Genomic DNA, 25,484 nt, shown 5'->3' with positions numbered 1-25,484 from the left:
AGACGGGTCACAGAGAGACGCGGGGGTTCAGATTCGGGTTGGGCGCACGATGGTATTCGAAGCCCGGGGAATGCTCCGGCTCAAGCTGTCTGGGCTGCGCCTCTACCTCGTGGAGGTTCGGATGAGCAGGGTCTGCGGTCGGGGTGTTATCCGGAGCACGGGCGGATCGGGCGGTGGTCACGGATCGGGAGCTATCCCGTATGACCCGACGCCGTTCCTTCTGCAATTCGGCGAGCAGCTGTATCTGGGAGGAGTGCCACTGCGCTTCGAGGAAACCAGCATTTTCCATTGCCTGGGCCGTGGCAAGTGCCCCGGTCATCGTCATTGTCATCGCTGCAGCTATCGCAAGCTTCATTCGATGTCTCTCCCTAAACATGCATCGGCGCGCCGAGCTCTTATGGCAGCCATCGCAGGCCCTTGCAGGGCGTGCAACCACTGAAGTGATCCACGGCACCGTCTTGCGGTCCGGGATGAGAGGGGTCGTGCCGGCGGCCACCCATTATGTATGGCCTGCCACCGTCCGACCAACGCATCCCTCATCAAAGTTGTACAGGTTTTGTCGTGAGGGAACTGCTACGCTTGAAACATGTACAAATAATAGGTGCATACTTGTACAAGTCAACATTTGATGTATAGTTTTTCATTCGCCCGCTGGAGGGTCCTCACATGTTCACATCCCGCAGCCTCGCCGTCACGGCTTTACTCGTTAGTTTGCTGAGTCTTTCCGCCTGCTCCGTAGCGCCGCCGGAAGGCGTGACACCAGTGCGGGGATTCCAGTTGGAGCGCTACCTTGGTACCTGGTATGAAATTGCCCGGCTGGATCATTCTTTCGAACGCAAGCTGGACAATGTCAGTGCGCGGTACAGTCTCCGCTCCGACGGGGATGTGCAGGTAATCAACGCGGGCTACCGTACCGATAGCGGCAGGCGGAAGGAAGCGGTGGGTGTCGCCAAATTCATCGGTGCGCAGGATGTAGGGTCACTGAAGGTGTCCTTCTTCGGACCCTTCTATGGCGGATACCATGTGGTGGAGCTGGATGAGGACTATCGCTGGGCGCTGGTCGTGGGCCAGAACCACAAATACATGTGGATACTGGCCCGCGAAAAGGAGCTGCCCCAGTCGATAGTCGATCAGCTGCTGGCGAAGGCAGAGGCGCTGGGTTTTGATACCTCAGAGCTGATCTGGGTCGAGCATGATAGAGCGGACACCTGAGTTGATCAGGCGTCCACTTCCCGGTTGGCAAGGAGTCGCTTGAGATGCTCTACCTCGGCTTCCAGTTCCTTGACACGCTCGCGGGTTTCCACCTCACGGGTGACATCTTTCTGGATGCCGATGAAGTAGGTCAACTTGTCCGCCTCGTTGAATACCGGAGTGATCGACAGCTCGTTCCAGAAGGCCGTGCCATCCTTGCGGTAGTTGCGAAGGATCTGCCGGCTGGGCTGTCGATTGCGTATGGCCTCACGGATGAGGGGCAGGGCGGATTGGGCCCGGTCGTCGTTCTGCAGGAAGCGGCAGTCGCGGTAGAGAATATCTTCCGGTGCATAGCCGGTCAGGCGCTGAAAGGCAGGATTGGCATAGATCAATATGTTGTCATCGCCTTCTTCTTCAGCAACGACTACCCCATCATTGGAGGCATCTACCATCAATTGCAGCAATTTTGCGCTAATCATTGTTACTTCCTTCCATGTGGGGTGTGGGGCATCATAAACCACTGGAAGGCGGAAACCAGCTATTTATTAATGCGAGTCGTTAGCTTCTGTGAACCATTCGAACATGACTGACCTGTCTGCCACGCCTCCTGCCGGCAGACCGTCGACCGACGATGATCTTCTGCCGATCCGTGATGTGGCTCAGCTGACGGGGGTCAACCCGATTACGCTGCGTGCCTGGGAGCGTCGGTATGGTCTGATCCAGCCCAAACGGACCGAGGGCGGGCATCGGCTGTACACCCCGGAGGATGTGGCCACCATCCGGCAGGTACTTGGCTGGATCGAGCGTGGGGTGGCGGTCGGCAAGGTCGGGGAACTGCTGGCACGCCAGCAGGTATCCAGTGCGACTGATGTTACCGCTGAGCAGCGCCAGTCCGATACGGATATACGGGAGTGGCGCGAGCGCATCATGCTGTTGGTGGAGCAGTTTGACGACCGGCAGTTGCATCTGGCATATGGTGAGCTGTACACGGGGTACCCTCTGCTGGTTGCCTTCCAGGATATCCTCCTGCCGGTGTGGCACGAACTGAGGCAGAGCAAGGGCTTCGGGCACAGCAGCCGTTGGCTGTTCTACGATCAGTTTCTGCGCAGTCGCGTGTTGCAGCGACTGCAGCGCACCCAGCAGTCGAGCCTGCCCCGCGTAATGCTCGCCGGAATTCAGGCCCGCGAGCTGGAGTTATTGAGCGCTGCACTGTTGCTGGGGGATGACCATCAGTTGTCGGTCAGTCCGGTGGCGGCGGAACAGCCCATCGAAGAGCTGGCTTTGCTGTGCCAGGCCCAGCAGCCCATGGCCCTGGTGCTTTGGTTGAACGCGCCACTGGACACCATGATGCTGCGCCAGCTTCGGGCACTCGCGCTGACGATTGACTGCCCGCTTGGCCTGGCCGGCCCGGGGTCGGAGCTGGTCACAGATCAGCTCAGCGGTACGCCCATTGCCGTTCTCGGGGCAACGTCCGGCGAGGCGCGGCTCCCATTGCGGCAGTTGCTGTCCGGCCGCCTGGACACCTGAGTCAGGGCAGCTGCAGCCCGCCGGCTTCCCGGTGCAGCCTTCTCAACTGCTGCTGGAGTTGCTGGATATTGCTCCCGATACCTTCGAGCTCGCTGCGCTGGCGCGCGGTGAACAGCATGGGGAGCAGCTCTTCAATCCGGTCACTCATTGCCAGCAAACTGGTGTACTGTTGCCGCGCCCGTGACTCGAGCAAGTGCCGATCAGCCGGCTGGGGCAGACCATAGCCGCTGTCCAGCAGATCCGCTGGTCGGCTGAGCACGGAACCCCCTCGCAACAGCTGCTGCATCAGATCCCCCGCCTCGTTGAGCAGGGTATCCCCCGCGCCGTCCGACAGGTAACGCTGCTTGAGCTCATGTTGCAACCGTTGCACCTGACGCCGCAGCGCTGCATGCTCTAGCATCAGCAGTGCCGCAGTGGTTCGCAAATCGGTCTCGCTCAGGTATCGGGCACGGTCTGTCGCCTGCATCTCCAACCATTGATCCACACTCGTCGGCCCCAACGCCAGCGCCCTACGTATCGTTTCGTACAGTTGCTGATACCGTTGACGGTAGGAGTCGAAGCGGTACCCCATACGTCTGGCCTGCTCCGCATCGCGCAGCGGCGATGCGTCGGCAAGGTCGCGGGCCTGCAACAGATCAAGCAGGCCCCGCGGGGTCTGACTGTCGAGGTCGAGCAGGGCGGCGTGATGACTGCCGGTTCGCAGGAGCTTGAGCGTTTCTACCGCGCAGTTGTTGCCAACAAAGTAATACACTCCGTCGTAACTCCAGTGCTGGCTGATTGCGTGAACTGCCAGGTCATTGATCTGCGCAGGGGACAGATTCAGCGGAACCGAGGTCAGGCTGCGCAGCTCGGTGCGGGTGTACTCGTCGATCACCCGCTGCAGTGGCAGGAAGAACAGCCGCGATGGATAGACGCCGGTCAGGCCGTCCCAGCTGGACAACTGCAGGTCGTCGACGAAAGCTCGGTACGAGAGCACCAGATGATGTTGCAGATCCAGCAGGCATTCCGGTCCCGGCGCGCGCCCCGGAGCGCAGATGACCAGGCGCAGCATGCTGTGCCCCCAGCGTCCGGCCCAGCTGTCATCTGGCTCTGCCAGCAGATAATGCACCTGATAGATGCGTTTGGGATCCAGCCAGCCCAGCGCCGCATGTTCTGCGTTCAGCTCGGCGGAGAGATAGGGCAATGACGAGGCGCAGGGCAGTACCGTGGCCGGCTCCCAGCTGAAATGGTCTCGGAAGAAGGCCGCCAGTCCGGGGCGGCGGCAGCCATACTCCGGATCAAGCAGAAAGTACTCCAGATTGACGGCGACGAACTCCTGGGCATCCTCCAGCTCATACGGATCCGGTGTGCGCAGCCGCTGATGATTGATCCTTTCGCGCAGATTCCGACGACCGACCTGCTCCGGCCAACCAGCTAGATCCAGCAGGCGTGGAGAGTCACTCAACGTATAGCGCCGGTTGATCTGCCCACGGCAGATCGCGGGCAGTCCCGGCGAACTCTGGGTCTCGAATCGCGTTCGGCAATAGCGCAACTGAAGCGTCTCGGCGGGGTGCCAGTAGCGGCCCTGATCATACAGGTGGGCAAGTTCGTGAATGAGTGCGGCCTGCAGCTCGGTATACAGATCGGGGTGGGTTCGGCCGGGTAGAGTGGCGGATCCCGACTCCAACAGCTGGTCGAGAAAGCGTCCGTTCAACAGAATGCGGTCGGTACGGCTGGCGCGACCCATTACCTGCTCAGGCAGACCATGGCTCCAGCGGACCTGAACAGTACGGTCCAGCTGCTGGCTCATGCGCGGGGGCAGACGTTCATCGACCTCGCTCAGCAGTTGCTGGGTCAAGGCGAGCTGGTCATCAGACAGCTGTCGAGTATCCGGCTCCAACCGCAGATCGGCGCCTGCCGGAAGGCTGAGGAGGAGCAGAAGGCAGGTCAGGACAGCAACAGCCTGCCTGCTCCGATGGCGAGAAATTTGGGTCAAAGAGCGAGAATGGCCTCAGCCAGTTGCATGTCCGTAGCCTGAAGCTCGGGCAGCTGCTCGCGGATGTGCTGCAACGCCGCCTCCAGCTGGACACCCCGGGTTTCCCCGCCACTGGCAACGAAGCTGGCCGCGTCGTCGCGAGCGTCGAGCACCACCTTGTCGTTGCCGATGGACGAGGTTGCGTCGCTTGTGCCCTCGATGCTGTTGACCAGTGAGCCGCCGATGGCATCAGTGGTACCGATGAAGCTGCTGGCCTGGGCTCCGCCGGCCAGACCCAGCACAGCCAAGCCCAGAACGAGTGTGAGGCGTTTCATATCGGGTTCCTTTTGCAGGTTCAGAGAACCGGGGCCAGGCCCCGGCGCAATATCATCCGTTTCAGTTCATGACCAATGTCGCCTGCTGAACGATCTCCAGCAGCGGCTGTGGGTAGACACCCAGCGCGAACACCAGCAGGGCTATCAGCAGCAGCATGATGCCCCCGGCATTCTGCCCCCAGTTCCGAGGCGCGTCATGACGGCGTATGCCCGGTTCGACCAGGAACAGCGTGACCATGACCCGCAGATAATAGTACAGGCCGATGGCACTGCCGAGAATCAGGGCGCCCAGCAGCCACCACAGCTGCGAGCCGACGCCCGCTGCGATGATGAAGAACTTGCCGATGAAGCCGGCGGTCAGCGGAATGCCGGCCAGCGACAGCATCATCACCGCCAGTACCGCCGTCAGATAGGGCCGGCGCCAGAACAGCCCCCGATACTGGTACAGCGCGTCCGCGTCCCGGCCCTTGAAGGGCGTGGACATCAGGGTCACCACGCCGAAGGCGCCCAGGGAGGTGAGCACATAGGTCACCAGATAGACGCCGACGGCCTCGACGGCCAGACCGGTGCCGGCAATCAGGGCGATGACCAGATAGCCGAAGTGGGCAATGGAGGAATAGCCCAACAGGCGCTTGAGGTTGCTCTGCATCAGCGCCAGGAGGTTGCCGAACAGGATGGAGGCAATGGCGATACCTGCCAGCAGCTCGTTCAGCCAGCCGCCACTGGTGGCCGGCGATACCTGATACAGACGCACCAGCACGGCAAATACGGCGACCTTGGCAGCGGTGGCCAGAAAGGCAGAGATAGGCGCCGGAGCACCCTCATACACGTCCGGCGTCCACAGGTGGAAGGGCACCAGCGAGAGTTTGAATGCCAGCCCGATCAGCATCATGCCGAAGCCCAGCTGCAGTATGGGCGTGACCGCCACCGCGCCCAGTTCGGCGAAGGCCAGACTGCCGGATTCGGCGTAGGCCAGGGCCATGCCGAACAACAGGAAGGCTGACCCGGCGGCTGACAGCACCATGTACTTGATGCCCGCTTCCAGCGACCGCTTGTTGAAGAAGGCGTAGGCCACCATGCCGTAGACCGGCACTGACAGCAGTTCCAGACCGATGAACAGGGTTGCCAGATGGGAGGCGCCGACCATCACCAGCCCGCCGGCCGCGGCCAGCAGCATCAGCAGGTACATCTCCTCGCGGTTGCCCGGAAAGCCCTCACCGGTGTTGGTCTTGCCGAGATAGGCATGCACCAGGGTGGTACAGGCCAGGGTGGCGACCAGTATCAGCCCCATGTAGAGCAGGGCAAAGCTGTCGATCCGCATCAGTCCGGTAAAGGGCGACGGGGTCACCTGCAGCGCCGGAATCAGCGACAGCAGGGCCAGGTTCAACCCCGCTGCGGTCAGGATGAAGGTCAGGTCGTGCTTGCGCCGCCAGGCGATCAGCAGTGTCACCAGAATAGCGGTGACACCCACTATCAGCAGTGGCAACAGGGCGACGAAGTGGGACGGGGTAAGTTGCATAATGTCGTTTTCCATCTGACTGCTACCGGGCCGGAACAAGGTTGGACAGGGCATCGCCGAGCCAGTGCTGGACGGCGTTCATGCTCTGTGCCGAGGTATCCAGCACCGGCTGCGGATAGAGCCCCAGCAGGACCAGCAGCACCACCAGCGACAGCACCATGAGCAGCTCACGGGTATCGAGGCCGCGCAGCGTATCGCCGGAACGCTCGGCGCCGAAGTAGGCACGGTGAATCATGATCAGCGAATAGGCCGAAGCCAGCACCAGGCCGAAGGTGGCTATTACCACCACCCAGGGATTGTCGGCGAAGGTGCCGAACAGGATGAGAAACTCGCCGACGAAGTTGCCGGTGCCGGGCATGCCGAGCGAGGCTATCGCGAAGAACATGCTCAGTGCCGGCAGATAGGGAATACGTGCCCAGAGCCCGCCCATCTCACGCATGTCCCGGGTATGGATGCGCTCGTAGAGCTGGCCGCACAGGATGAACAGTGCCGCTGCCGACAGACCGTGGGCGACCATCTGTACCACAGCGCCCTGGAGGGCGAGGTGGGTGCTGGCGTAGATGCCGATCAGCACGAAGCCCATGTGCGAGATGCTGGAATAGGCAACCAGACGTTTGATGTCGGTCTGGGCAAACGACAGGATCGCTCCGTAGAAGATGCCGATCAGACCCAGGGTCATGGCGATGGGGGCAAATTCAGCCGAGGCGTTGGGGAACAGCGGCAGGGCAAAACGCAGCATGCCATAGGCCGCCGTCTTCAGCAGAATACCGGCCAGGTCCACCGAGCCCGCGGTGGGTGCCTGGGCGTGGGCGTCCGGCAGCCAGGAGTGCAGGGGTACCACCGGGAACTTCACCGCAAAGGCGATGAAGAAACCCAGCATAAGTACATACTCGACGCCGGCGGGCATCTCGGTTCCCAGCAGCGCCTCGTAGGCAAAGGTCAGGGTGCCGGTCTGGTTGTAGTGCACCAGAACCAGACCGAGGATGGCCACCAGCATGATCAGACCGCTGGCCTGGGTGTAGATGAAGAACTTGGTGGCCGCATTGATGCGGGTCTTCTTGCCCTCACCGCTGTGGCCCCAGAGCGCGATGAGAAAATACATCGGCACCAGCATCATTTCCCAGAAGAAGAAGAACAGGAACAGGTCCATGGCCAGAAATACCCCGGCCACACCGCCCAGGATCCACATCAGGTTGAGGTGGAAGAAACCGATCCGGTGCTGGATCTCGTTCCAGGAACAGAGCACCGACAGCACCCCGAGGATACCGGTGAGGATCAGCATCAGCAGGGACAGACCATCCAGTGCCAGGTGCAGGTTGATGCCCATCCGGGCTATCCACACATGGTTGAACTCCAGGGTCCATACCGGGGCGCCGCCACTGATGCCGGCGAGCGAATAATCGGCACTGATCCAGAGCCACAGGCTCAGAACCAGCACCAGACTCATGGTCAGCAGCGCCAGCCAGCGGGGCAGGGTGCTGCTGAAGCGTTCGGCTTGCCAGCACAGCAGGCCGCCGATAAAGGGAATCAGTACCAGCCAGGGCAGAATCATGACGGGATCATTTCCTTGCGTAAATTCATGGTCAGGCTACCGAGAGCAGCAGGAAGCCGAGCACCAGCACTGCACCAGCGGCAATGGTGGCGGCATACCAGCGGATCTGGCCATTCTGGGTCCGACTCAGCAGGGCATTGCCCCCTCTGGCCAGCAGCGGCAGGATGCCGATGGTGCGGTCCAGCGGGTCACGCCGCAGTATGCGGGTCAGCCACAGGTAGGGCTGCACGAAGACCTTGTCATAGAGCCAATCGAAGCCCCAGGCAGCGAACCACAGGGCAGTGAGTATCCGCCCCGGAGCGCTGTTGCCGACCCGCTCCACCAGAGTCTGCTTGCCCAGATACAGCCAGGCAGCAAGGAGGACACCGGCCACGGCGATCGCGGCAGACAGGATCTCAAGCCCCACGCGACCCTCGCCTCCGGCATGGCCGACGCTCTGCGGCAACACACCGGCCAGAGGTGGAGTGATCCAGGCGCCGACAAAGGTGGACAGCACTATCAGTGCGATCAGCGGCAGGTTATGGGCCAGTCCGCGACCGGGATGGGCCTCGGTCTGAACCTGACCATGGAACACCACGAAGATCAGGCGGAAGGTATAGATCGAGGTCAGGAAGGCGCCGACCAGGCCGGCGTACAGCAGGGCTGTATTACCGCTGGCAAAGGCCTCCCAGAGGATCTCGTCCTTGGAGTAGAAGCCGGCGGTCACCAGCGGCAGGGCTGCCAGTGCCGCACCACCGACGATAAAGCTGGCGTAGGCCACCGGCAGCTTGTTCCACAGGCCACCCATGCGGAAGATGTTCTGTTCATGGTGGCAGGCATGGATCACCGATCCAGAGGCCAGGAACAGCAGGGCCTTGAAGAAGGCGTGGGTCATCAGATGGAAGATCGCGGCCTCCCAGGCGCCCACTCCCAGGGCCAGGAACATGTAACCGAGCTGGCTCATGGTGGAGTAGGCGAGGATACGCTTGATATCGGTCTGCACCAGGGCGGAAAAGCCCGCCAGCAACAGGGTCAGACCGCCCACCACGCCGACCAGCTGGAGCACCTCGGGGGTCAGCAGATACAGACCGTGGGTACGGGCAATAAGGTAGACACCGGCGGTCACCATGGTCGCGGCGTGGATCAGCGCGGAGACCGGGGTCGGGCCGGCCATGGCGTCGGCCAGCCAGGTTTGCAGCGGCAGCTGGGCGGATTTGCCCACGGCGCCGCCGAGCAGGGCCAGGGTGGCCAGACTCAGCCAGAAGTCGCCCTCGGCGAAGCGCTGCGGTGCCAGCTCCAGCAGTGCCTGAATGTTCAACGTACCGAGCTGGACGAACAGGATGAACAGACCGAAGGCCATCAGCACGTCGCCGACCCGGGTCACCAGGAAGGCCTTGAGCGCGGCGTTGCCGTTCTTGCGTTCGGTGTAGTAGAAACCGATCAGCAGATAACTGCAGACGCCGACCCCTTCCCAGCCCAGGTACAGGAACAGCAGGTCATCGGCCAGCACCAGACACAGCATGCTGGCGACGAACAGGTTGGTGTAGGCGAAGAAGCGGGAGTAGCCGGCTTCACCGCGCATGTACCAGCTGGCGAACAGATGGATCAGGAAGCCCACACCGGTAACCACGCCGAGCATGGTCAGTGACAGGCCATCCAGATACAGGGTCAGGCTGGGCGTGAAGTTGCCCACCGCCATCCATTGCCAGAGCATCTGGATGTAGGCCCCTTCGGGCAGGGCGCCGGTACTGTACTGGAAGATGATCCAGGCGCTGACCAGGGCGGACAGGCCCACCGAGCCGACGCCTACCAGCGCCGAGGTGTTTTCCGACCAGCGGCCGCGGGAGAAGGCCAGCAGCAGGAAGCCGATCAGCGGAAACAACAGGGTAAGAAATAACATGTTCATCCGCGCATCTCACTGGCAGCATCGATATCCAGGGTTTTGAAGCGGCGATACAGTTGCAACAGGATCGCCAGGCCGATACTGGCCTCGGCCGCTGCAAGGGTAATCACCAGGATGAACATCACCTGACCGTCGGCCTGACCCCAGCGGGCACCGGCAACGACGAAGGCCAGGGCGGCGGCGTTCATCGTGATCTCCAGACTCATCAACACATACAGAATGTTGCGGCGGATCATCAGCCCGGTGAGACCAAGGCTGAACAGCACGGCGGCCAGGGCCAGGCCATGCTCCATGGGTATGCCTGTCATGCGATCTCCTTGGCTTCGTGACGTCCGATGTGGAAGGCCGTGACCATGGCGGCCAGCAGCATCATCGCCGCCAGCTCCACCGCCAGGATATAGGGGCTGAACAGGGCGAAGCCGACCGCCTTGGCGTCCACCGCGGCGCCGGTCACTGTTCCCGAGGAGGGCGCGCTGAACAGCACATACAGCAGCTGAGCCAGCAGCAGTCCGGAGAGGACGCCCGGTCCTATCCAGCCGCGGACGCTGAGCCACTGTCGCTCCTGGCGCTCACTGCCTTCACCCAGGTTGAGCATCATCACCACGAACACGAACAACACCATGATGGCGCCGGCGTAAACGATGATCTCCAGCACCCCGGCAAAGGGCGCACCGAGGGAAAAGAAGCACATGGACACCGCCAGCAGCGAGGTGACCAGATAGAGCAGCGCATGCACTGCGCGCGTATTGGTTATCACCATCAGGGTGGCCGCGACGGCGACCCCGGCGGAGAAGTAGAAGGCAAATTCCATCAGATTGTCCTCGCAACGATCATGGCAGCAGCCCCTTGACGTTGACCGGTTCGGCCTCGTTCTGCGCGGCGCCCTTGGGCTTGCCGGCAATGGCCAGACCGGAGACGCGGTAGAAGTTGTAATCGGGGTTCTTGCCGGTACCGGCAATCAGCAGGTCTTCCTTCTCGTACACCAGATCCTGGCGCTTGTACTCGGCCAGTTCGAAATCCGGGGTCAGCTGAATCGCGGTGGTCGGACAGGCCTCCTCGCACAGCCCGCAGAAGATGCAGCGCGAGAAGTTGATGCGGAAGAACTCCGGATACCAGCGCCCGTCCTCGGTCTCGGCCTTCTGCAGCGAGATGCAGCCGACCGGACAGGCGGCGGCGCACAGGTTGCAGGCAACGCAGCGCTCCTCGCCATCAGGGTCGCGGGTCAGCACGATACGGCCACGGTAACGCGGCGGCAGGTAAACGGGCTCCTCCGGATACTGAAGGGTGTCCCGTTTGCGGAAGGCATGGCCGAAGATCATCACCAGACTGCGAAGCTGGGTATAGAAGCCATGTATTACATGAAGAATCGATTTGATCATGGCTGTCTCCTCAGGCCGCTGCCAGCACGATGGCGCCGGTTACCAGCAGGTTGATCAGGGTCAATGGCAGGCAGACCTTCCAGCCGAACGCCATCATCTGGTCGTAGCGCGGCCTCGGCAGGGAGGCGCGCAGCAGGATGAAGATCATGATGAAGAAACCGGTCTTCAGCGCAAACCACAGGAAGGGCAGTTGCGGCAGCAGGTCGAAGGGTCCGTGCCAGCCGCCGAAGAACAGGGTGGCCAGCAGCGCCGATACCAGCACAATGCCGATGTACTCGCCGACGAAGAACATGCCCCACTTCATGCCTGCGTACTCGACGTGGTAACCATCCGCCAGCTCCTGTTCGGCTTCGGGCTGATCGAAGGGGTGACGGTGGGTCACCGCGACACCGGCCACGAAAAAGGTCAGGAAGCCGAAGATCTGCGGAATGATGAACCACAGGTTGTCGGCCTGATAGGCCACGATATCCCGCAGGTTGAACGAACCTGCCTGGGCAACCACGCCCATCAGCGACAGACCCAGGAACACCTCGTAGGAGAGGGTCTGGGCCGCGGCACGCAGGCCGCCGAGCAGGGCGAACTTGTTGTTGCTGGCCCAGCCGGCGAAGAGCACCGCATAAACGGTCAGCCCGGCCATGGCGAAAAAGAACAGCAGGCCGATGTTCAGATCCGCCACACCCCAGGTGGGCGTGATCGGCACCACGATGAAGGCCACCAGCAGCGAGCTCATCGCCACCACCGGCGCCAGGGTGAAGATCAGCTTGTCGGCGAAGGGCGGCGTCCAGTCCTCCTTGAAGAACATCTTCAACATGTCCGCCACGATCTGGAACATGCCGAAAGGACCTACCCGGTTGGGGCCGTAACGGTCCTGCCAGACGGCCAGCAGGCGGCGCTCGACGAAGCTGAGCAGGGCGCCGGCAATGACCACCGCCAGCAGGATGACAATGGCCTTGATCACGGCGATGAGGATCGCCATTACCTCGGGCGTGAACCAGCTCATCGGGTCGCCTCCTTGATTCCGGTCGCAGTGCTGGCTGCGGTCAACGGCGGGATGCCCGGCAGACCGACGGGCAGGCCTACCACGCCCAGCGGCAGTTCGCTGCTGATACGCGCCGGCAGCTGCAGCTGCTGTTCGCCCAGACTGAGCGCGAGCATGGCGCCCTCGGCCACACCCAGTCGCTGGGCCTCGGCGTCAGCCAGGGCAACATAGGGCTGGGGCATGCGCTGCTGGATGGGCTCGGCGCGCGCGCTGTTCTCCTCGCTGCCGAACAGGTGGTACAGCGGCACCACCTGCCAGGTTCCAGCGTCCGGCGCAAAGGCGGCCGGCGGCTGGGCCCAGTCGACGTCCATGCGGGCGCCGTCGAGCAGACGCACACCCGGATCACCCGCACGCAGATGACCGCCTACCTCATCCTGGAACTTGTTCCAGGCCTGGGGCGAGTTCCAGCCCGGGGACCAGGCGAAGGGAATCTGCTGGCGATCCTGACCGGCGCCGGAATAGCCTTCCATGGAGAAGGCAAAGGGGCTGTCCAGATCCTGGGGCTGGCGCGGCTCATGCACGCTGATGTTGGCGCGCATGGCGGTGCGACCACTGTAGCGGTGCGGAGCACGGGCCAGTTTCTGACCCTTGATGCGGAAGCTGGCGTCCGGCGCCGCTTCGGTAATGCCGGCCAGGCGCGGATGCACAGCGGCACAGGCCGCGGTGACCTGGTCGAGACTGGTCCAGTCGACCGGCTTGCCGAGCAGGGTATGGCGCAGTGCATGCAGCCAGCGCCAACCCTCGCGGATCAGCACGTCCGGGTTGTAGTAACCGGGCTCGAATACCTGGAAAAAGCGCTGGGCGCGGCCTTCCAGACTCACCAGGGTACCGTCGCCTTCGGCAAAACTGGAGGCCGGCAACAGCAGGTGGGCCTTTTCCGCAGTGGGTGTCTGCTGATGATCGACCACTATCACCACCTTGGCGGCGGCCAGGGCGGCGTCGACCAGCTGGCTATCGGCACGGCGATACAGATCATTTTCCAGTATCACCAGAGCGTCGTAGCGACCTTCGACCACAGCATCCAGGGCCGCTTCCACCGAACGGTCGCCCGGTTCGTCGGCAAGCATGATGGAAAGGCCCATGCTGTTGGCTTCAGGCACCACCATGCTGATGGAAGCATCCTTGCCACGGTTCTTCAGCGCCTGGGCAATGTTGGCCGCGGCATCGATCAGTGAACGACTGCCCAGGGAAGCACCGGACACCAACAGCGGGCGTCGGGCCGCCAGCAGGGCCTCGGCGATACGTCCGGCCAGCTCGCGGGCATCCGCTTCCAGCCCATCGACCGCCGGCGCGCTGGGGTCGATGGCGTGGGCAACGGCAAAGCCGAGGCGGGCCAGGTCGGCCGGCGCGGCGCGCACTGCCTCGGCGGCGATATCGTCAAGACGGGTGCTGTCGACACTGGCGATGAACACGGGATTCAGGGCGCCCTGGGCGATATTCTGCACCGCTGCCTGGTGCCAGCTCTGGATACCGGCGGCTTCGGCGATCTCGGTGGCCTTGCCCCTGGCACTCTGGCGCAGGGCAAGGGCGATCCGCGCCGCGGTCTGGGTCAGATCTTCACCGAGCACGAAGACCGCATCATGGTTCTCGATATCGCGAATGGACGCGGTGGGCAGGGGGCCATGCTGGATCAGCTCGCGGATGGCGTTGACGTTGGCCAGCTCTTCCCGGGCCATACCGGAATAGAAGTCCTCGGCGCCGACCAGTTCGCGCAGGGCAAAGTTGCTTTCCAGACTGGCGCGGGGCGAGCCGATCCCCAGAATACGCTGACGGTTCAGCAGACCAGCAGCCTGATCCAGGGCAGCATCGATGCCCATGCTCAGTCGGGAGCGCTGCAGCAGCGGGCGCTGCGGCCGGTCCTCGCGGTTGACGTAGCCGTAGCCGAAACGACCCCGGTCGCACAGAAAATAATGGTTTACCGAGCCGTTGAAGCGGTTCTCGATACGGCGGATCTCGCCGTATCGCTCGCCGGGACTGATATTGCATCCGGCAGAGCAGCCATGGCAGATGCTCGGTGCGAACTGCATGTCCCACTTGCGGTTGTATCGCTCGGAATGGGTCTTGTCGGTGAATACCCCGGTGGGGCAGACCTCGGTCAGGTTGCCGGAGAACTCGCTTTCCAGCACGCCATCCTCGATGCGGCCGAAATACACCTCGTCATGGGCGCCGAACACGCCGAGATCGGTGCCGCCGGCATAGTCCTTGTAGTAGCGGACGCAGCGGTAGCAGGCAATGCAGCGATTCATCTCGTGGGCAATGAAAGGGCCCAGATCCTGGTTGACGTGGGTCCGCTTGCTGAAGCGATAACGGCGCTGGTTATGACCGGTCATCACCGTCATGTCCTGCAGGTGGCAGTGCCCGCCTTCCTCGCACACCGGGCAGTCATGGGGGTGGTTGATCATCAGCCATTCGATGACGCTGGCCCGGAATGCCCTGGCTTCCTCGTCATCGATGGAAATCCAGCTGTTGTCGGTGGCCGGCGTCATGCAGGACATGACCAGGCGCCCGCGGGTGTCGTTCTCGTCCGAATACTGCTTGACCGCACACTGGCGGCAGGCGCCCACGCTCCCCAGCGCAGGGTGCCAGCAGAAGTAGGGAACATCGAGGCCGAGGGACAGACAGGCCTGCAGCAGGTTGTCCGCCCCATCGACTTCGTATTGCTTACCGTCTACATGGATAGTGGCCATGGTTGTACTTTCTTCTTACCCGGTTTACGGGTCCTGATAATGGAATCCTCGGGGAGTCGCTTGGACTCCCGTATCGTCCGGCGGGGGAAATGCCGAGGCAACATCCCCACAGGACTCTCAATGCTGTCAGGCCTGGACGAACTCGGCTTTCGGGCGTCCTCTGCCCGCTGCCGGATCTATCCCCGCCTCGAACTCCTCACGGAAGTACTTGATCGCACTGCCCAGCGGCTCCACCGCACCGGGGGCGTGGGCGCAGAAGGTCTTGCCCGGCCCGAGAAACTCCACCAGGCGCGCCAGGATCTCCAGGTCCTCGGTACTGCCCCGGCCACTCTCCAGGGCGCGAAGAGTCTTCACGCTCCAGGGCAATCCATCCCGGCAGGGAGTACACCAGCCGCAGGATTCCCGAGCGAAGAATTCTTCCATGTTGCGCAGCAGCGAGACCATGTTCACCGTGTGGTCAACGGCCAGCGCAAGGCCGGTGCCCATCCGCGTACCGACCTTGGCGATGCCGCCCGAATACATCGAGGCCTCCAGGTGCTCCGGCAGCAGAAAGCCGGTGCCTGCACCGCCCGGCTGCCAGCACTTGAGGGCGTAACCGTCGCGCATGCCGCCGGCGTAGTCCTCGAACAGCTCCCGGGCAGTGATACCCAGGGGCAGCTCCCATATGCCGGGATTCTTCACCTTGCCGGAAAAGCCCATCAGCTTGGTGCCATGGTCGCCACTGTCCGGGCGGGCGAGCGAGGTGTACCACTCCACGCCATTGCCGACGATCGCCGGCACGTTGCACAGGGTTTCCACGTTATTGACGCAGGTCGGCTTGCCCCACACACCCACTGCGGCGGGGAAGGGCGGCTTGGCACGGGGATTGGCCCGGCGACCTTCCAGCGAGTTGATAAGGGCGGTTTCCTCGCCGCAGATATAACGTCCTGCACCGGTGTGCACGAAGAGCTCGAAGTCGAAGCCCGAACCGAGAATGTTCCTGCCCAGCAGGCCCACGGCCTTGGCTTCGTCGATGGCGCGGTTCAGATTGCGCGCCGCATCGACATATTCACCGCGCAGGAAGATGTAACCCCGGTAGGCCTTGAGCGCCCGCGCCGAGATCAGCATGCCTTCGATAAGCAGGTGGGGCAGCTGCTCCATCAGCAAACGATCCTTCCAGGTGTTGGGCTCCATCTCGTCGGCATTGCACAGCAGATAGCGGATGTTCTGGGACTCGTCAGCCGGCATCAGGCTCCACTTGACCCCAGTGGGGAAACCGGCGCCCCCCCGGCCCTTGAGTCCGGAGTCCTTCACGGTACTGACAATATCCGCAGAAGCCATGTTCAGCAGCGCCTTGCGCGCTGCTGCGTAGCCGTTCTTCTGCTGGTACTCCTCAAGCCAGACCGGCTGCCCGTCATCGCGAAGGCGCCAGGTCATGGGATGGGTTTCCTCGGACCGGGTAATGCGGTTGGCCGGTCCGAAAGAGGAAAGGGTTCTCATGGATAGTCCTCCAGCAGCGCAGCTACGCTGTCTGCAGTCACGTTACCGAAGGTGTCGTCATCGATCATCAGTGCCGGCGCCTTGTCGCAGTTGCCCAGGCAGCACACCGGCAGCAGGGTGAAGCGGTTGTCGGCGGTGGTCTGCCCCGGTTCGATGCCGAGGGTAGTGCGGATACCGTCCAGAACCGACTCGTGACCGCCGATGAAGCAGGTCATGCTGTCGCAGACGCGGATGATGTGCCGGCCAACCGGCTGGCGGAAAATCTGGCTGTAGAAGGTGGCCACACCCTCCACATCGCTGGCAGGGATACCGAGAATCTCGCCGATGGCATCGGCGGCGCCGTCAGGCACCCAGCCGCGAGCCTGCTGAACAATCTTCAGTGCCTCGATGGAGGCCGCCCGCGGGTCCTCGTAGTGGTGCATTTCCTCTTCGATGGCGGCGCGTTCGGCATCGCTGAGAACGAAACGATCAGTCTTGATAAGGTTGCTCATGATCAGCGGTCCACGTCAGCCATAACGAAGTCGATACTGCCCAGATAGGCGATCAGGTCCGACACCATGCTGCCGCGGATCACCGAGGGGATCTGCTGCAGGTGCGGGAAGCTCGGCGTCCGGATCCGGGTGCGGTAGCTCATGGTGCTGCCGTCGCTGGTCAGGTAGTAGCTGTTGATGCCCTTGGTCGCCTCGATCATCTGCAGGGACTCATTGGCCGGCATCACCGGGCCCCAGGAGACCTGGAGGAAGTGGGTGATCAGCGTTTCGATATGCTCGAGCGTGCGCTCCTTCGGTGGCGGCGTAGTCAGCGGATGATCCGCCTTGTACGGGCCTTCAGGCATGTTGTTCAGGCATTGTTCGATGATACGCAGGCTTTCGCGCATCTCGCCCATCTTGACCATGCAGCGGTCATAGGCATCGCCATTGGCCGCCAGCGGCACCTCGAACTCGAAGTTCTCGTAGCCGGAATAGGGGCGGGCCTTGCGCAGGTCGAAATCGCAGCCGGTAGCCCGCAGACCGGCGCCGGTCACGCCCCAGTCCAGCGCTTCACGGGTGTTGTAGGCCGCCACGCCGCGGGTCCGGCCGATCAGGATACTGTTCTTCAGCGCCGCCTTCTCGTATTCGTTCAGGCGCTTGGGCATCCAGTCGAGGAACTCGCGAACCAGCCGGTCCCAGCCACGGGGCAGGTCGTGGGCCACGCCGCCGATGCGGTACCAGGCCGGGTGCATGCGGAAGCCGGTGATGGCCTCGATCACCTTGTACGCCCGCTGCCGGTCGGTAAAGGTGAAGAACACCGGCGTCATGGCGCCGACATCCTGGATGAAGGTGCCCAGAAACAGCAGATGGTTCTGGATACGGAAGAACTCGGCCATCATGATGCGGATCACGTCGACCCGCTGCGGCACCTTGATGCCGGCCAGCTTCTCGACGGCCAGCACATAGGGCAGGTTGTTCATCACCCCACCCAGGTAGTCGACCCGGTCGGTATAGGGGATGTAGCTGTGCCAGCTCTGGCGCTCCCCCATCTTTTCCGCGCCGCGGTGGTGGTAGCCTATCTCCGGTACGCAGTCGACGATCTCTTCCCCGTCGAGCTGCAGGATGATGCGGAAGGCGCCGTGGGCCGATGGGTGGTTCGGGCCGAGGTTGAGGAACATGAAATCCTCATGCTCGCCGCCACGCTTCATGCCCCAGTCCTCCGGTCGGAAGCGCAGGGCTTCCTGCTCCAGGTCCTGCTTGGCCGCGTTCAGGGCATAAGGGTCGAATTCGGTGGCCCGCGCCGGATAATCCTTGCGCAGCGGGTGACCCTGCCAGGTCGGCGGCATCAGCAGTCGCTTGAGTCGCGGGTGGCCTTCGAACTCGATGCCGAACATGTCCCAGACTTCACGCTCGTACCAGTCGGCATTCGGCCAGATGGAGGCGGCGGAAGGAACCCGCAGGTCATTTTCCCGGAGGCCGACCTTGATCATCACGTCACTGTTACGCTCCAGTGACATCAGATGGTAGAAGACCGTGTAATCCACATCGGCGGGCAGGCCCTGCCGGTGGGTGCGCAGCCGCTCGTCCACCCCGTGAAGGTCATAGAGCATGACGTAGGGCTGGGGCAGCTGGCGCAGGAAGCGCAGCACTGCCAGCAGCTGCTCGCGTGCGACCCAGATCACGGGCACGCCGGTCAGGGTGGGTTGGACGCTGATGGCATCGGCGCCGAATTGGGTGCCGAGCTCGGTAATGACCCTCTGGTCATTATCCTTGTAGGGAGGTATGTGCAATGCCTGATCTGCAGTCATCATGAGTATCGCTATCGGTCAACGGTGGAATACGGCGGCGGTGCGGGCACAAAAGCCCGATCACACGTCGTCGGGTGTACGCAGATTGGTGACCTGGATGCGCTGGTCACGCTTCTGCTCGCGTTGCGAAGGCATATCTGCCCGATAGATACCCTGATCTCCGACGACCCAGGACAGGGGGCGACGCTCCTTGCCGATGGACTCCTGCAGCAGCATCAGCCCCTGCAGAAAGGCTTCGGGACGGGGAGGGCAACCGGGGATGTACACGTCCACGGGCAGGAACTTGTCCACGCCCTGAACGACGGAATAGATGTCATACATGCCGCCGGAGTTGGCGCAGGCGCCCATGGAGATGACCCACTTGGGTTCGAGCATCTGCTCGTAGAGACGCTGGATGACTGGAGCCATCTTGACGAAGCAGGTACCCGCGATGACCATGAAATCCGCCTGACGCGGAGACGCACGAATGACCTCCGCACCGAAACGGGCAACGTCATGCGGTGCTGTAAAGGCCGTGGTCATTTCCACGTAGCAGCAGGAGAGGCCGAAGTTGTATGGCCAGAGTGAATTTTTGCGTCCCCAATTCACCGCACCACTGATCACATCTTCGAGCTTGCCCATGAAGATGTTGCGGTGAACCTGGTCTTTCAGCAGTTGTTCGTCGACACTCTCCCTGGTACCGATGGGATACTCGTCATTGACGGCATCCGGATCGATCCGAATAAGTTCATATTGCATGTCAAGAGCCTCATTTTAGCTTCGCTTGCCTCCTGCGCCGGCCCGCCGGTGACCAATCAAGGGCACCGATGGATGCTTCATAGACAAGACCCGCAACTAGAATTGAAATGAAAACGGAGGCTCCGATGAACCCTGCCCAGCCGCTCTCGCGCACCGAGACGGCCCATGCGAAGAGGAACAGGGCTTCGACATCGAAGATCACGAAGAGCATCGCGACCAGATAGAATTTGGCGGAGAAGCGCAACCGGGTGTCACCGGTCGAAACGATGCCCGATTCGAAGGGCTCGTTCTTGCTGCGCCCCCAGGCGCGGCTGCCCAGTATGCTGGACACCAGAAGCATGAAGGCGCAAAGACCCAGAACACCCAGCAGAAAGGCCGCCAGCGCCCAGTTATGGGGCAGTGTAGATACAGCAACATCAGGCATGCCGGCACTCCTTGGAGAAACGGCTTGTAAGTTTTATGCGCAGCCACTCTGAGGCGGCCTGCGGCGAATGCCGGTATTGTATGCCTGCCGGACAGCATATGAAAGGGGGCAGCAATTTTGTGTCGGGTTTTCGACACTCCTGGAAAGTGTTTAGGCTGAACTAGCTGCAGCGAAGCGGGTCCGTATTCCAGATACAGCCAACCTGGAGGAGCCGTATGACCATCTTCGAGGCATTGCGAATCAGCCATGATCGGCAGCGCGAATACATCGATGCGGTATTGCTTACCAAGGGCGACAGTGAAGAGCGCCGCAAGAGCTACCAGCGGCTCAAAGACGAACTGCTGGCCCACGAAACCGCCGAAGAGCGGCATTTCTATATTCCGCTCATGGCCCACGATAATGGTGTGGACCTGAGTCGGCACGCCATTGCCGAGCACCATGAAATGGACGAACTGCTGGAAAAGCTGGATGAGATCGAGATGTCCAGCTCGAGCTGGCTGACCACCGCCAGAGAACTCGGGGACAAGGTCCTGCACCACCTGGAAGAGGAAGAGCGACGCTTCTTCCAGATGGCCGGCAAACTGCTCAGTGATGCACAGAAAACCGAGCTGGCCGGCCTGTACAACCGTGAATTCGAACAGTTACTGGACGCCGGCTGAGGCAGGGCTCAGATGGTACTGGGGTCTGTCGGTGAAAGCCTGTCGGCGGACCACAGTACGGTACGATTGCGGCCTGCAGCCTTGGCCCGATACAGGGCCTGATCGGCACATTCAAACAGCCTGTCTCCGGAAGTTGCATGCAGGGGACAGGCGGCAATACCCACGGAGAGCGTGGGGGCCAGATCCCGATTGTTGAACCTCATTTTCAGCCCGGTAAAGGCCAGACGGATGGCGTCCGCCCGCTCTACCGCTGCTCCGATCGTCACTTCCGGCATCAGCACGACGAACTCCTCGCCGCCATAGCGGCAGATGATGTCGCTGCTGCGACAGTGGCTGGTCAGCAGTCCCGCCAATCGGGCCAGTACCTGATCCCCGGCCTGATGGCCGAACTCGTCGTTGATGCGCTTGAAATGATCGATATCGATCAACAGCAGGCAGAGATTGCTGTCGGCCTTGCGGTTCACCACAGTGTCGAGCAGCTGAGCGTCCAGATGACGGCGATTGTAGAGCCCGGTGAGCGGGTCGCGATGGGCCAGCTCACGGAGCTGGATCTGCAGCGCGTTGATCTCCTCCAGCTTGCGCTGTAACTGCCTCTGGCTGTTGCGCAGCTGTTCCTTGGCATCGCGCAGCGACAGGCTGCGCAAGTGGGCACTGTGACTGAACGCCAGCAGGTACAGGCTCAGGGCGACCATGCAGGCCAGCGTGACCTGCATGCTGCTGTCAGGCCGCGGTTCCACATCGGCGAGCAGCATGCCGACCAGAACACCCGTCAGGCTTGCAGCCAGACAGCTGAGCAACCCCGGCACGCCGCGAAAGGCCACCAGATTGATATGCACGCTGACGAGCATGGCAAAGCTGATCCACAGTGGAAACCCGAGCACTGCCACCCAGCAGCCAAAGAGTCCGGCATCCAGCAGCATGACGATGGTTTCTACCCGAAGCATGCGACGGGCTCGCCGGGCCAGCTGATAGGCGACATGCGGATAGATCAGCAGCTGAATGGCCAGCAGCACCCAGAGCAGAGGACCGGGCGGGTCATCGAGCCAGTGCAGGGCGATGACACCGAACAGCAGCATGAAGGAGAGACTGCGGTTTCGATAGTTGAGCCGCACGACCCAGTGAACCTGGGTAGAACCTGATCTGGCCATCCCTGACACCCGCTCTTATATCCTTATCTGGTGAATTCTATATCCGTCGGACGGCTCAGCATAGTCTGCCGTACCGCCTTGACTCAGCGGTCGCACAAATAGGGTATGCTGGCCCCTTGTATTCCGGAACGGACAGCGAGCATGTCAGAGTTTGATTTTGATCTTTTCGTTATCGGTGCCGGCTCCGGCGGCGTGCGCGCAAGTCGCATGGCTGCTGGGTTTGGCGCCAGAGTGGCCGTGGCTGAAGAGCTCTATCTGGGAGGCACCTGCGTCAACGTGGGCTGTGTGCCCAAGAAGTTGTTTGCCTACGCCGCACATTTCGCCGAGGACGTCGAGGATGCCCGGGGCTATGGTTGGGGTCTCAAGGTGGAATCCTTCAACTGGCAGCGCCTGGTAGAGAACAAGAATACCGAGATAACCCGCCTCAACGGCATCTATCACAATCTGCTGACCGGCGCCGGTGTCACCCTGATTCAGGGTCGAGCCCGTCTGCTCGACTCGCACACGGTAGCCGTAGGTGACAAGCGTTTCACGTCTGAGCGCATACTGCTGGCGACCGGAGGCTGGCCCTTCGTACCCGAGTTCCCCGGACGCGAGCACGTCATTACCTCCAATGAGGTTTTCTATCTCGAGCAGCTGCCCGCCCGCTGCGCTGTTGTCGGCGGGGGGTATATCGCTGTCGAGTTCGCCAGCATATTCAACGGTCTGGGCTGCCAGACCAGTTTGCTGTACCGGGGCGAGCAGTTCTTGCGGGGTTTCGATCAGGGACTGCGTGACCATATGGTGGTCACCATGCAGAACAAGGGGCTGGATCTGCAGTTCAATGCCCAGGTCGAGCGCATCGACAAGCAGGCTGATGGCAGCCTGCTGCTGCACCTGCACAACGGCGAGACACTGGAAACCGACCTGGTGCTCTATGCAACCGGGCGGCGCCCCAAGCTTGATGGGCTGGGCCTGGAAAACACGGCCGTCACCCTGGATGAGAAAGGCTTCATTGCGGTGGATGAGTTGTACCAGACTACCGATCCGGCGGTTTTCGCCATCGGCGATGTCACCGACACCATCCAGCTCACGCCTGTGGCACTGGCTGAAGGCATGGCACTGGCTCGGCGCCTGTACCGGCCGGAGGAGTATCGTCCGGTAGATTACGAGGATCTGGCAACGGCAGTGTTCTGCATTCCCAACATCGGCACCCTGGGGATGACCGAAGAGCAGGCCCGGGCACAGGGCTACAAGCTGGATATCTTCGAAAGTCGTTTCCGTCCGATGCGCAACACCCTGGCCGGCAATACCGAGCAGAGCTTCATGAAGCTGGTGGTGGACCAGGCCAGCGACCGGGTGCTGGGCGTGCACATGGTCGGCCCCGACGCCGGCGAGATCATTCAGGGGCTGGCGGTAGCCCTCAAGGCAGGTGCAACCAAGTCGGTGTTCGACGCCACGCTGGGCATCCATCCGACGGCGGCGGAGGAGTTCGTTACCATGCGTACGCCCTCGCGCCGCGACTGATCGAGGCGCCCGGCGGCGTCAGTGGTGGTGACCCTGCCCATGGTGGTCATGAACAGCGCGGTCGGCTGCAGGGGAGGGCTGTTCATGGACACGCACCTCCACCACCAGCTCTCCGGCGCGCTCGAACTCCAGGGTCAGGGCGTAGGCAGTGTCCGCGGTCAACGGCTGCCGGAGATCGAACAGCATGACATGGTAGCCGCCGGGTACGAACTCGACGCGTTCGCCGGGTGCGATTTCCACGCGCTCGATCTGCTGCATCTTCATCAGATCACCCTGGTGGACATGTTCGTGCAGCTCGGCGTGACCCGCGATCGGAGTGCTGACCCCGATCAAGGCATCCGGCTGCTGCCCATGGTTCTCTATGACCATGTAAGCCGCGCCGGTGGGGGAGACCGGGGGCAGGGGGCGGGACCAGGGGTGCTGCACCCGGAGGTCTCCCGCCTGATAATCGTGGGCATGAACCATTCCGATAAGGCTGCTGCCTAAAAGCAACAGAGTTGAAGCCAATATACGCATGAGACCCCCTAGAAGTTCTTGGCAGGACGCTGGCCGGGCAACCCGTACAGGCGGACCGAGTATGGGACAGGAGGTGAACAGGGCGCAACCGCAGCTGTAATTGAACTCGATCACAAACTCGAGAAAAGCCCGCTTAAAGAAGAGGGATATAGCTTATCGCCACCATACAAATGGTCCACAATCGAGTCATATACGAGACGAAGCACATCATGCGGGATAGACGAAAACTGGAGCGCCATCACGTGAGCAGCAGCCTTGAAGTATATGATCTCGACAGCGGACAGCTACTTGGCCGTGTGGTTGATCTGCACGCCGAAGGTCTGATGTTGTTGAGCGAGAAACCCATCGAGCTGAACCGGGCCTGGGCTCTGCAGGTCAACCTGCCGATGACCCTTGACGGTGTCAGCGAATTCACCCTGGATGCGGAAAGCCGATGGAATCGCGAGAGCATCGGCGGCCAGCAGTTCTGGACTGGACTGCAGTTCACCTACCTGCCAGACGAGTCCCGGCAATGCATAGAGCGCATGGTGTCCAGTCGCTAGAAAACAATAATCATTCTCATTGACAGATTTCATGGCCGGGTCGATACTCCAAGCGTTCACAGACTGAGGAGTCCGGATCATGAGCAGCATCACCCTGATGGCGGGAACACCACAATCTTTGTGCCGCGCCTGGCATAGCCTCCAGGCGCTTGATCGCCATCGCCAGAACGCCAGCCCGGCATCGGGCCGTCCCTCTGACGTCCGCCCGGCGCCCAGGCCGACATGCCAGCCCCGCGAGGATATCTGAACCACTGCCCGAATCCTTTGCCATACTCAGGACAGGCAAAAGAGGAGCTAGATATGTCAGATCATCGCACCTACAAGAAGCTTGAACTGGTAGGTTCATCGCCGACCAGCATCGAGGACGCGATCAACAACGCCATCGGCGAGTGCAGCAAGAGCGTCAAGAATATCGAGTGGTTCGAAGTGATGGAAACCCGGGGCCATATCGTCGACGGCAAAGTCGGCCATTACCAGGTGGTGTTGAAGGTCGGTTTCCGCATAGAAAGTAGCTGAACCGGACGCGCCCGTGGCGAGCAGGTTGGCGCCACGGGTGGCAAGGTACTGAACTCAGGCATCCGGAGGAGTGGAGTAGGGTGGAACTGTCTTTCCGGGACAGAGCCACAGCCTCAGCACCCGCATCAGCCAGCAGGCTGTTGCACCTTCACGATACGCTCGGCGGGCACGCGCAACTGGCGCAGCAGGTAATCCTTGAAATCCGGGCTGTAGGGCTGACGCTCGATGGCTTGGGCCATGCAACCCAGCCAGGCATCGCGCTCGGTCTCACCGATGGGCCAGCTGGTGTGGAACATGGGAATGCTGATGGAGCCGTAGCGCTCCTGAAACAGCTTGGGCCCGCCAAGCCATCCACTCAGAAAGCAGGCAAGCTTGTCCCGCGCCACGGTCAGATCTTCGGCGTGCATTCGCCTTATGGTCCGGGCGGGTTCCCAGCTGTCCATGATGTCGTAGAAGTCGTCCACCAGTCTGCGAATACCTTCGATGCCTCCAGCAGCCTGATAGGAAGCGTCTTGCGTGCCGTAGATCGGCCGTGCATCGGTGGTCATATGCAGATCCTCAGGAGGAGCGGGAAGGTGATGGACGATATAGCTGGTATCGGACAGCGGTCAAT

At 61.9% G+C, this 25,484-nt stretch carries 26 protein-coding genes; 6 read left to right on the top strand and 20 right to left on the bottom strand.

Annotated features, from left to right (window positions below; translation table 11 throughout):
- Positions 1–7: 7 nt before the first annotated feature.
- Positions 8–319, bottom strand: coding sequence for a hypothetical protein (locus VF673_RS03155; protein ID WP_440290835.1), 312 nt, complete (start codon positions 317–319; stop codon positions 8–10).
- A 458-nt stretch (positions 320–777) separates the two neighbouring features.
- Here VF673_RS03155 and VF673_RS03150 point away from each other — a divergent pair, with 458 nt between their 5' ends.
- The gene (locus VF673_RS03150) at positions 778–1,212 is read left to right on the top strand and encodes a lipocalin family protein (protein ID WP_440290834.1); all 435 of its coding nucleotides are present in this window, start codon (positions 778–780) and stop codon (positions 1,210–1,212) included.
- Positions 1,213–1,217: 5 nt separating this feature from the next.
- On the opposite strand, the gene VF673_RS03145 is transcribed toward VF673_RS03150, so the two are convergent.
- Positions 1,218–1,670, bottom strand: coding sequence for a PAS domain-containing protein (locus VF673_RS03145; RefSeq protein ID WP_440290833.1), 453 nt, complete (start codon positions 1,668–1,670; stop codon positions 1,218–1,220).
- 103 nt (positions 1,671–1,773) lie between these two features.
- On the opposite strand from VF673_RS03145, the gene VF673_RS03140 reads away from it, so the two are divergent.
- Entirely contained in the window at positions 1,774–2,718 is a 945-nt protein-coding gene (locus VF673_RS03140; RefSeq protein ID WP_440290832.1) for a MerR family transcriptional regulator, read from the top strand.
- Between the two features lies 1 nt (position 2,719).
- On the opposite strand, the gene VF673_RS03135 is transcribed toward VF673_RS03140, so the two are convergent.
- The 15 genes from VF673_RS03135 to VF673_RS03065 all read right to left on the bottom strand — a co-directional run bounded on the left by VF673_RS03135 (position 2,720) and on the right by VF673_RS03065 (position 19,984).
- Positions 2,720–4,684, bottom strand: coding sequence for a DUF7844 domain-containing protein (locus VF673_RS03135; protein WP_440290896.1), 1,965 nt, complete (start codon positions 4,682–4,684; stop codon positions 2,720–2,722).
- Between the two features lie 5 nt (positions 4,685–4,689).
- Positions 4,690–5,007 carry a DUF2388 domain-containing protein gene (locus tag VF673_RS03130; protein WP_440290831.1) on the bottom strand — a complete coding sequence of 106 codons (318 nt, stop codon included), beginning with the start codon at positions 5,005–5,007 and terminating at the stop codon, positions 4,690–4,692.
- Positions 5,008–5,068: 61 nt separating this feature from the next.
- Positions 5,069–6,526, bottom strand: coding sequence for an NADH-quinone oxidoreductase subunit NuoN (gene nuoN, locus VF673_RS03125; protein ID WP_440290895.1), 1,458 nt, complete (start codon positions 6,524–6,526; stop codon positions 5,069–5,071).
- A gap of 22 nt (positions 6,527–6,548) precedes the next feature.
- Positions 6,549–8,078: an NADH-quinone oxidoreductase subunit M gene (gene nuoM, locus VF673_RS03120; RefSeq protein WP_273126312.1), complete on the bottom strand. Its 1,530-nt coding sequence runs from the start codon at positions 8,076–8,078 to the stop codon at positions 6,549–6,551.
- A gap of 31 nt (positions 8,079–8,109) precedes the next feature.
- Positions 8,110–9,963 (bottom strand): NADH-quinone oxidoreductase subunit L, encoded by a 1,854-nt coding sequence (gene nuoL, locus VF673_RS03115; RefSeq protein WP_440290830.1) that lies wholly within the window; start codon positions 9,961–9,963, stop codon positions 8,110–8,112.
- Entirely contained in the window at positions 9,960–10,268 is a 309-nt protein-coding gene (gene nuoK / locus VF673_RS03110) for an NADH-quinone oxidoreductase subunit NuoK (RefSeq protein WP_440290829.1), read from the bottom strand. Before nuoK ends, nuoL begins: the two co-directional genes overlap by 4 nt.
- On the bottom strand, positions 10,265–10,771 hold the full coding sequence (gene nuoJ, locus VF673_RS03105; protein WP_440290828.1) for an NADH-quinone oxidoreductase subunit J: 507 nt from the start codon (positions 10,769–10,771) through the stop codon (positions 10,265–10,267). Before nuoJ ends, nuoK begins: the two co-directional genes overlap by 4 nt.
- Positions 10,772–10,790: 19 nt before the next feature.
- Complete coding sequence (gene nuoI / locus VF673_RS03100) at positions 10,791–11,339, bottom strand: NADH-quinone oxidoreductase subunit NuoI (RefSeq protein ID WP_440290827.1); 549 nt, start codon at positions 11,337–11,339, stop codon at positions 10,791–10,793.
- A gap of 10 nt (positions 11,340–11,349) precedes the next feature.
- On the bottom strand, positions 11,350–12,339 hold the full coding sequence (gene nuoH / locus VF673_RS03095) for an NADH-quinone oxidoreductase subunit NuoH (RefSeq protein WP_320332013.1): 990 nt from the start codon (positions 12,337–12,339) through the stop codon (positions 11,350–11,352).
- Positions 12,336–15,065, bottom strand: coding sequence for an NADH-quinone oxidoreductase subunit NuoG (nuoG, locus tag VF673_RS03090; RefSeq protein ID WP_440290826.1), 2,730 nt, complete (start codon positions 15,063–15,065; stop codon positions 12,336–12,338). The genes nuoH and nuoG overlap by 4 nt, the downstream gene beginning before the upstream one ends.
- Positions 15,066–15,191: 126 nt before the next feature.
- Entirely contained in the window at positions 15,192–16,544 is a 1,353-nt protein-coding gene (nuoF, locus tag VF673_RS03085; RefSeq protein WP_440290825.1) for an NADH-quinone oxidoreductase subunit NuoF, read from the bottom strand.
- Positions 16,541–17,035, bottom strand: a complete 495-nt coding sequence (gene nuoE, locus VF673_RS03080; protein WP_090539914.1) for an NADH-quinone oxidoreductase subunit NuoE — start codon at positions 17,033–17,035, stop codon at positions 16,541–16,543. The genes nuoF and nuoE overlap by 4 nt, the downstream gene beginning before the upstream one ends.
- A 2-nt stretch (positions 17,036–17,037) precedes the next feature.
- Positions 17,038–18,822 carry an NADH-quinone oxidoreductase subunit C/D gene (nuoC, locus tag VF673_RS03075; protein ID WP_440290824.1) on the bottom strand — a complete coding sequence of 595 codons (1,785 nt, stop codon included), beginning with the start codon at positions 18,820–18,822 and terminating at the stop codon, positions 17,038–17,040.
- 60 nt (positions 18,823–18,882) lie between these two features.
- Positions 18,883–19,560, bottom strand: a complete 678-nt coding sequence (locus VF673_RS03070) for an NADH-quinone oxidoreductase subunit B (protein ID WP_320332008.1) — start codon at positions 19,558–19,560, stop codon at positions 18,883–18,885.
- Positions 19,561–19,570: 10 nt separating this feature from the next.
- Positions 19,571–19,984: an NADH-quinone oxidoreductase subunit A gene (locus VF673_RS03065; protein ID WP_090539917.1), complete on the bottom strand. Its 414-nt coding sequence runs from the start codon at positions 19,982–19,984 to the stop codon at positions 19,571–19,573.
- A gap of 215 nt (positions 19,985–20,199) precedes the next feature.
- Here VF673_RS03065 and VF673_RS03060 point away from each other — a divergent pair, with 215 nt between their 5' ends.
- Positions 20,200–20,643 carry a hemerythrin domain-containing protein gene (locus tag VF673_RS03060; protein ID WP_273125056.1) on the top strand — a complete coding sequence of 148 codons (444 nt, stop codon included), beginning with the start codon at positions 20,200–20,202 and terminating at the stop codon, positions 20,641–20,643.
- A gap of 8 nt (positions 20,644–20,651) precedes the next feature.
- Here the strand turns inward: VF673_RS03060 and VF673_RS03055 are convergent, their stop codons facing one another.
- Positions 20,652–21,791, bottom strand: coding sequence for a diguanylate cyclase (locus VF673_RS03055; protein ID WP_440290823.1), 1,140 nt, complete (start codon positions 21,789–21,791; stop codon positions 20,652–20,654).
- A 141-nt stretch (positions 21,792–21,932) separates the two neighbouring features.
- Here VF673_RS03055 and gorA point away from each other — a divergent pair, with 141 nt between their 5' ends.
- Positions 21,933–23,297, top strand: a complete 1,365-nt coding sequence (gene gorA / locus VF673_RS03050) for a glutathione-disulfide reductase (RefSeq protein WP_440290822.1) — start codon at positions 21,933–21,935, stop codon at positions 23,295–23,297.
- An 18-nt stretch (positions 23,298–23,315) separates the two neighbouring features.
- Here gorA and VF673_RS03045 read toward each other — a convergent pair whose 3' ends face one another.
- A complete protein-coding gene (locus VF673_RS03045) occupies positions 23,316–23,813 on the bottom strand; it encodes a copper chaperone PCu(A)C (protein WP_440290821.1) in 498 nt (165 codons plus the stop codon).
- A 170-nt stretch (positions 23,814–23,983) separates the two neighbouring features.
- Between VF673_RS03045 and VF673_RS03040 the strand changes: the two genes are divergently transcribed.
- Positions 23,984–24,355, top strand: a complete 372-nt coding sequence (locus VF673_RS03040) for a PilZ domain-containing protein (RefSeq protein WP_440290820.1) — start codon at positions 23,984–23,986, stop codon at positions 24,353–24,355.
- A 300-nt stretch (positions 24,356–24,655) separates the two neighbouring features.
- Positions 24,656–24,871, top strand: a complete 216-nt coding sequence (locus VF673_RS03035) for a dodecin (RefSeq protein ID WP_440290819.1) — start codon at positions 24,656–24,658, stop codon at positions 24,869–24,871.
- 125 nt (positions 24,872–24,996) lie between these two features.
- On the opposite strand, the gene VF673_RS03030 is transcribed toward VF673_RS03035, so the two are convergent.
- Positions 24,997–25,419 carry a group II truncated hemoglobin gene (locus VF673_RS03030; RefSeq protein WP_440290818.1) on the bottom strand — a complete coding sequence of 141 codons (423 nt, stop codon included), beginning with the start codon at positions 25,417–25,419 and terminating at the stop codon, positions 24,997–24,999.
- Between the last annotated feature and the right edge of the window lie 65 nt (positions 25,420–25,484).

Origin of the sequence: Halopseudomonas sp. Lyrl_26 (assembly GCF_051948695.1) — a bacterium.
Lineage (GTDB): Bacteria > Pseudomonadota > Gammaproteobacteria > Pseudomonadales > Pseudomonadaceae > Halopseudomonas > Halopseudomonas formosensis.
The sequence above is the reverse complement of the archived record's forward strand: the minus strand, read 5'-3'. Positions and strand labels throughout refer to the sequence as shown.

What these genes read in the sequence shown, in the direction of transcription:
- VF673_RS03045 (WP_440290821.1), bottom strand. Translation starts at nt 23,813, where the DNA reads ATGCGTATATTGGCTTCAACTCTGTTGCTTTTAGGCAGCAGCCTTATC.
- gorA (WP_440290822.1), top strand. Translation starts at nt 21,933, where the DNA reads ATGTCAGAGTTTGATTTTGATCTTTTCGTTATCGGTGCCGGCTCCGGC.
- VF673_RS03035 (WP_440290819.1), top strand. Translation starts at nt 24,656, where the DNA reads ATGTCAGATCATCGCACCTACAAGAAGCTTGAACTGGTAGGTTCATCG.
- VF673_RS03130 (WP_440290831.1), bottom strand. Translation starts at nt 5,007, where the DNA reads ATGAAACGCCTCACACTCGTTCTGGGCTTGGCTGTGCTGGGTCTGGCC.
- nuoC (WP_440290824.1), bottom strand. Translation starts at nt 18,822, where the DNA reads ATGACTGCAGATCAGGCATTGCACATACCTCCCTACAAGGATAATGAC.
- VF673_RS03140 (WP_440290832.1), top strand. Translation starts at nt 1,774, where the DNA reads ATGACTGACCTGTCTGCCACGCCTCCTGCCGGCAGACCGTCGACCGAC.
- VF673_RS03030 (WP_440290818.1), bottom strand. Translation starts at nt 25,419, where the DNA reads ATGACCACCGATGCACGGCCGATCTACGGCACGCAAGACGCTTCCTAT.
- VF673_RS03070 (WP_320332008.1), bottom strand. Translation starts at nt 19,560, where the DNA reads ATGCAATATGAACTTATTCGGATCGATCCGGATGCCGTCAATGACGAG.
- VF673_RS03065 (WP_090539917.1), bottom strand. Translation starts at nt 19,984, where the DNA reads ATGCCTGATGTTGCTGTATCTACACTGCCCCATAACTGGGCGCTGGCG.
- VF673_RS03145 (WP_440290833.1), bottom strand. Translation starts at nt 1,670, where the DNA reads ATGATTAGCGCAAAATTGCTGCAATTGATGGTAGATGCCTCCAATGAT.
- VF673_RS03055 (WP_440290823.1), bottom strand. Translation starts at nt 21,791, where the DNA reads ATGGCCAGATCAGGTTCTACCCAGGTTCACTGGGTCGTGCGGCTCAAC.
- VF673_RS03155 (WP_440290835.1), bottom strand. Translation starts at nt 319, where the DNA reads ATGACCGGGGCACTTGCCACGGCCCAGGCAATGGAAAATGCTGGTTTC.
- VF673_RS03040 (WP_440290820.1), top strand. Translation starts at nt 23,984, where the DNA reads ATGGTCCACAATCGAGTCATATACGAGACGAAGCACATCATGCGGGAT.
- nuoK (WP_440290829.1), bottom strand. Translation starts at nt 10,268, where the DNA reads ATGACAGGCATACCCATGGAGCATGGCCTGGCCCTGGCCGCCGTGCTG.
- nuoJ (WP_440290828.1), bottom strand. Translation starts at nt 10,771, where the DNA reads ATGGAATTTGCCTTCTACTTCTCCGCCGGGGTCGCCGTCGCGGCCACC.
- VF673_RS03060 (WP_273125056.1), top strand. Translation starts at nt 20,200, where the DNA reads ATGACCATCTTCGAGGCATTGCGAATCAGCCATGATCGGCAGCGCGAA.
- nuoE (WP_090539914.1), bottom strand. Translation starts at nt 17,035, where the DNA reads ATGAGCAACCTTATCAAGACTGATCGTTTCGTTCTCAGCGATGCCGAA.
- nuoG (WP_440290826.1), bottom strand. Translation starts at nt 15,065, where the DNA reads ATGGCCACTATCCATGTAGACGGTAAGCAATACGAAGTCGATGGGGCG.
- nuoH (WP_320332013.1), bottom strand. Translation starts at nt 12,339, where the DNA reads ATGAGCTGGTTCACGCCCGAGGTAATGGCGATCCTCATCGCCGTGATC.
- nuoL (WP_440290830.1), bottom strand. Translation starts at nt 9,963, where the DNA reads ATGAACATGTTATTTCTTACCCTGTTGTTTCCGCTGATCGGCTTCCTG.
- nuoI (WP_440290827.1), bottom strand. Translation starts at nt 11,339, where the DNA reads ATGATCAAATCGATTCTTCATGTAATACATGGCTTCTATACCCAGCTT.
- nuoF (WP_440290825.1), bottom strand. Translation starts at nt 16,544, where the DNA reads ATGAGAACCCTTTCCTCTTTCGGACCGGCCAACCGCATTACCCGGTCC.
- nuoN (WP_440290895.1), bottom strand. Translation starts at nt 6,526, where the DNA reads ATGCAACTTACCCCGTCCCACTTCGTCGCCCTGTTGCCACTGCTGATA.
- nuoM (WP_273126312.1), bottom strand. Translation starts at nt 8,078, where the DNA reads ATGATTCTGCCCTGGCTGGTACTGATTCCCTTTATCGGCGGCCTGCTG.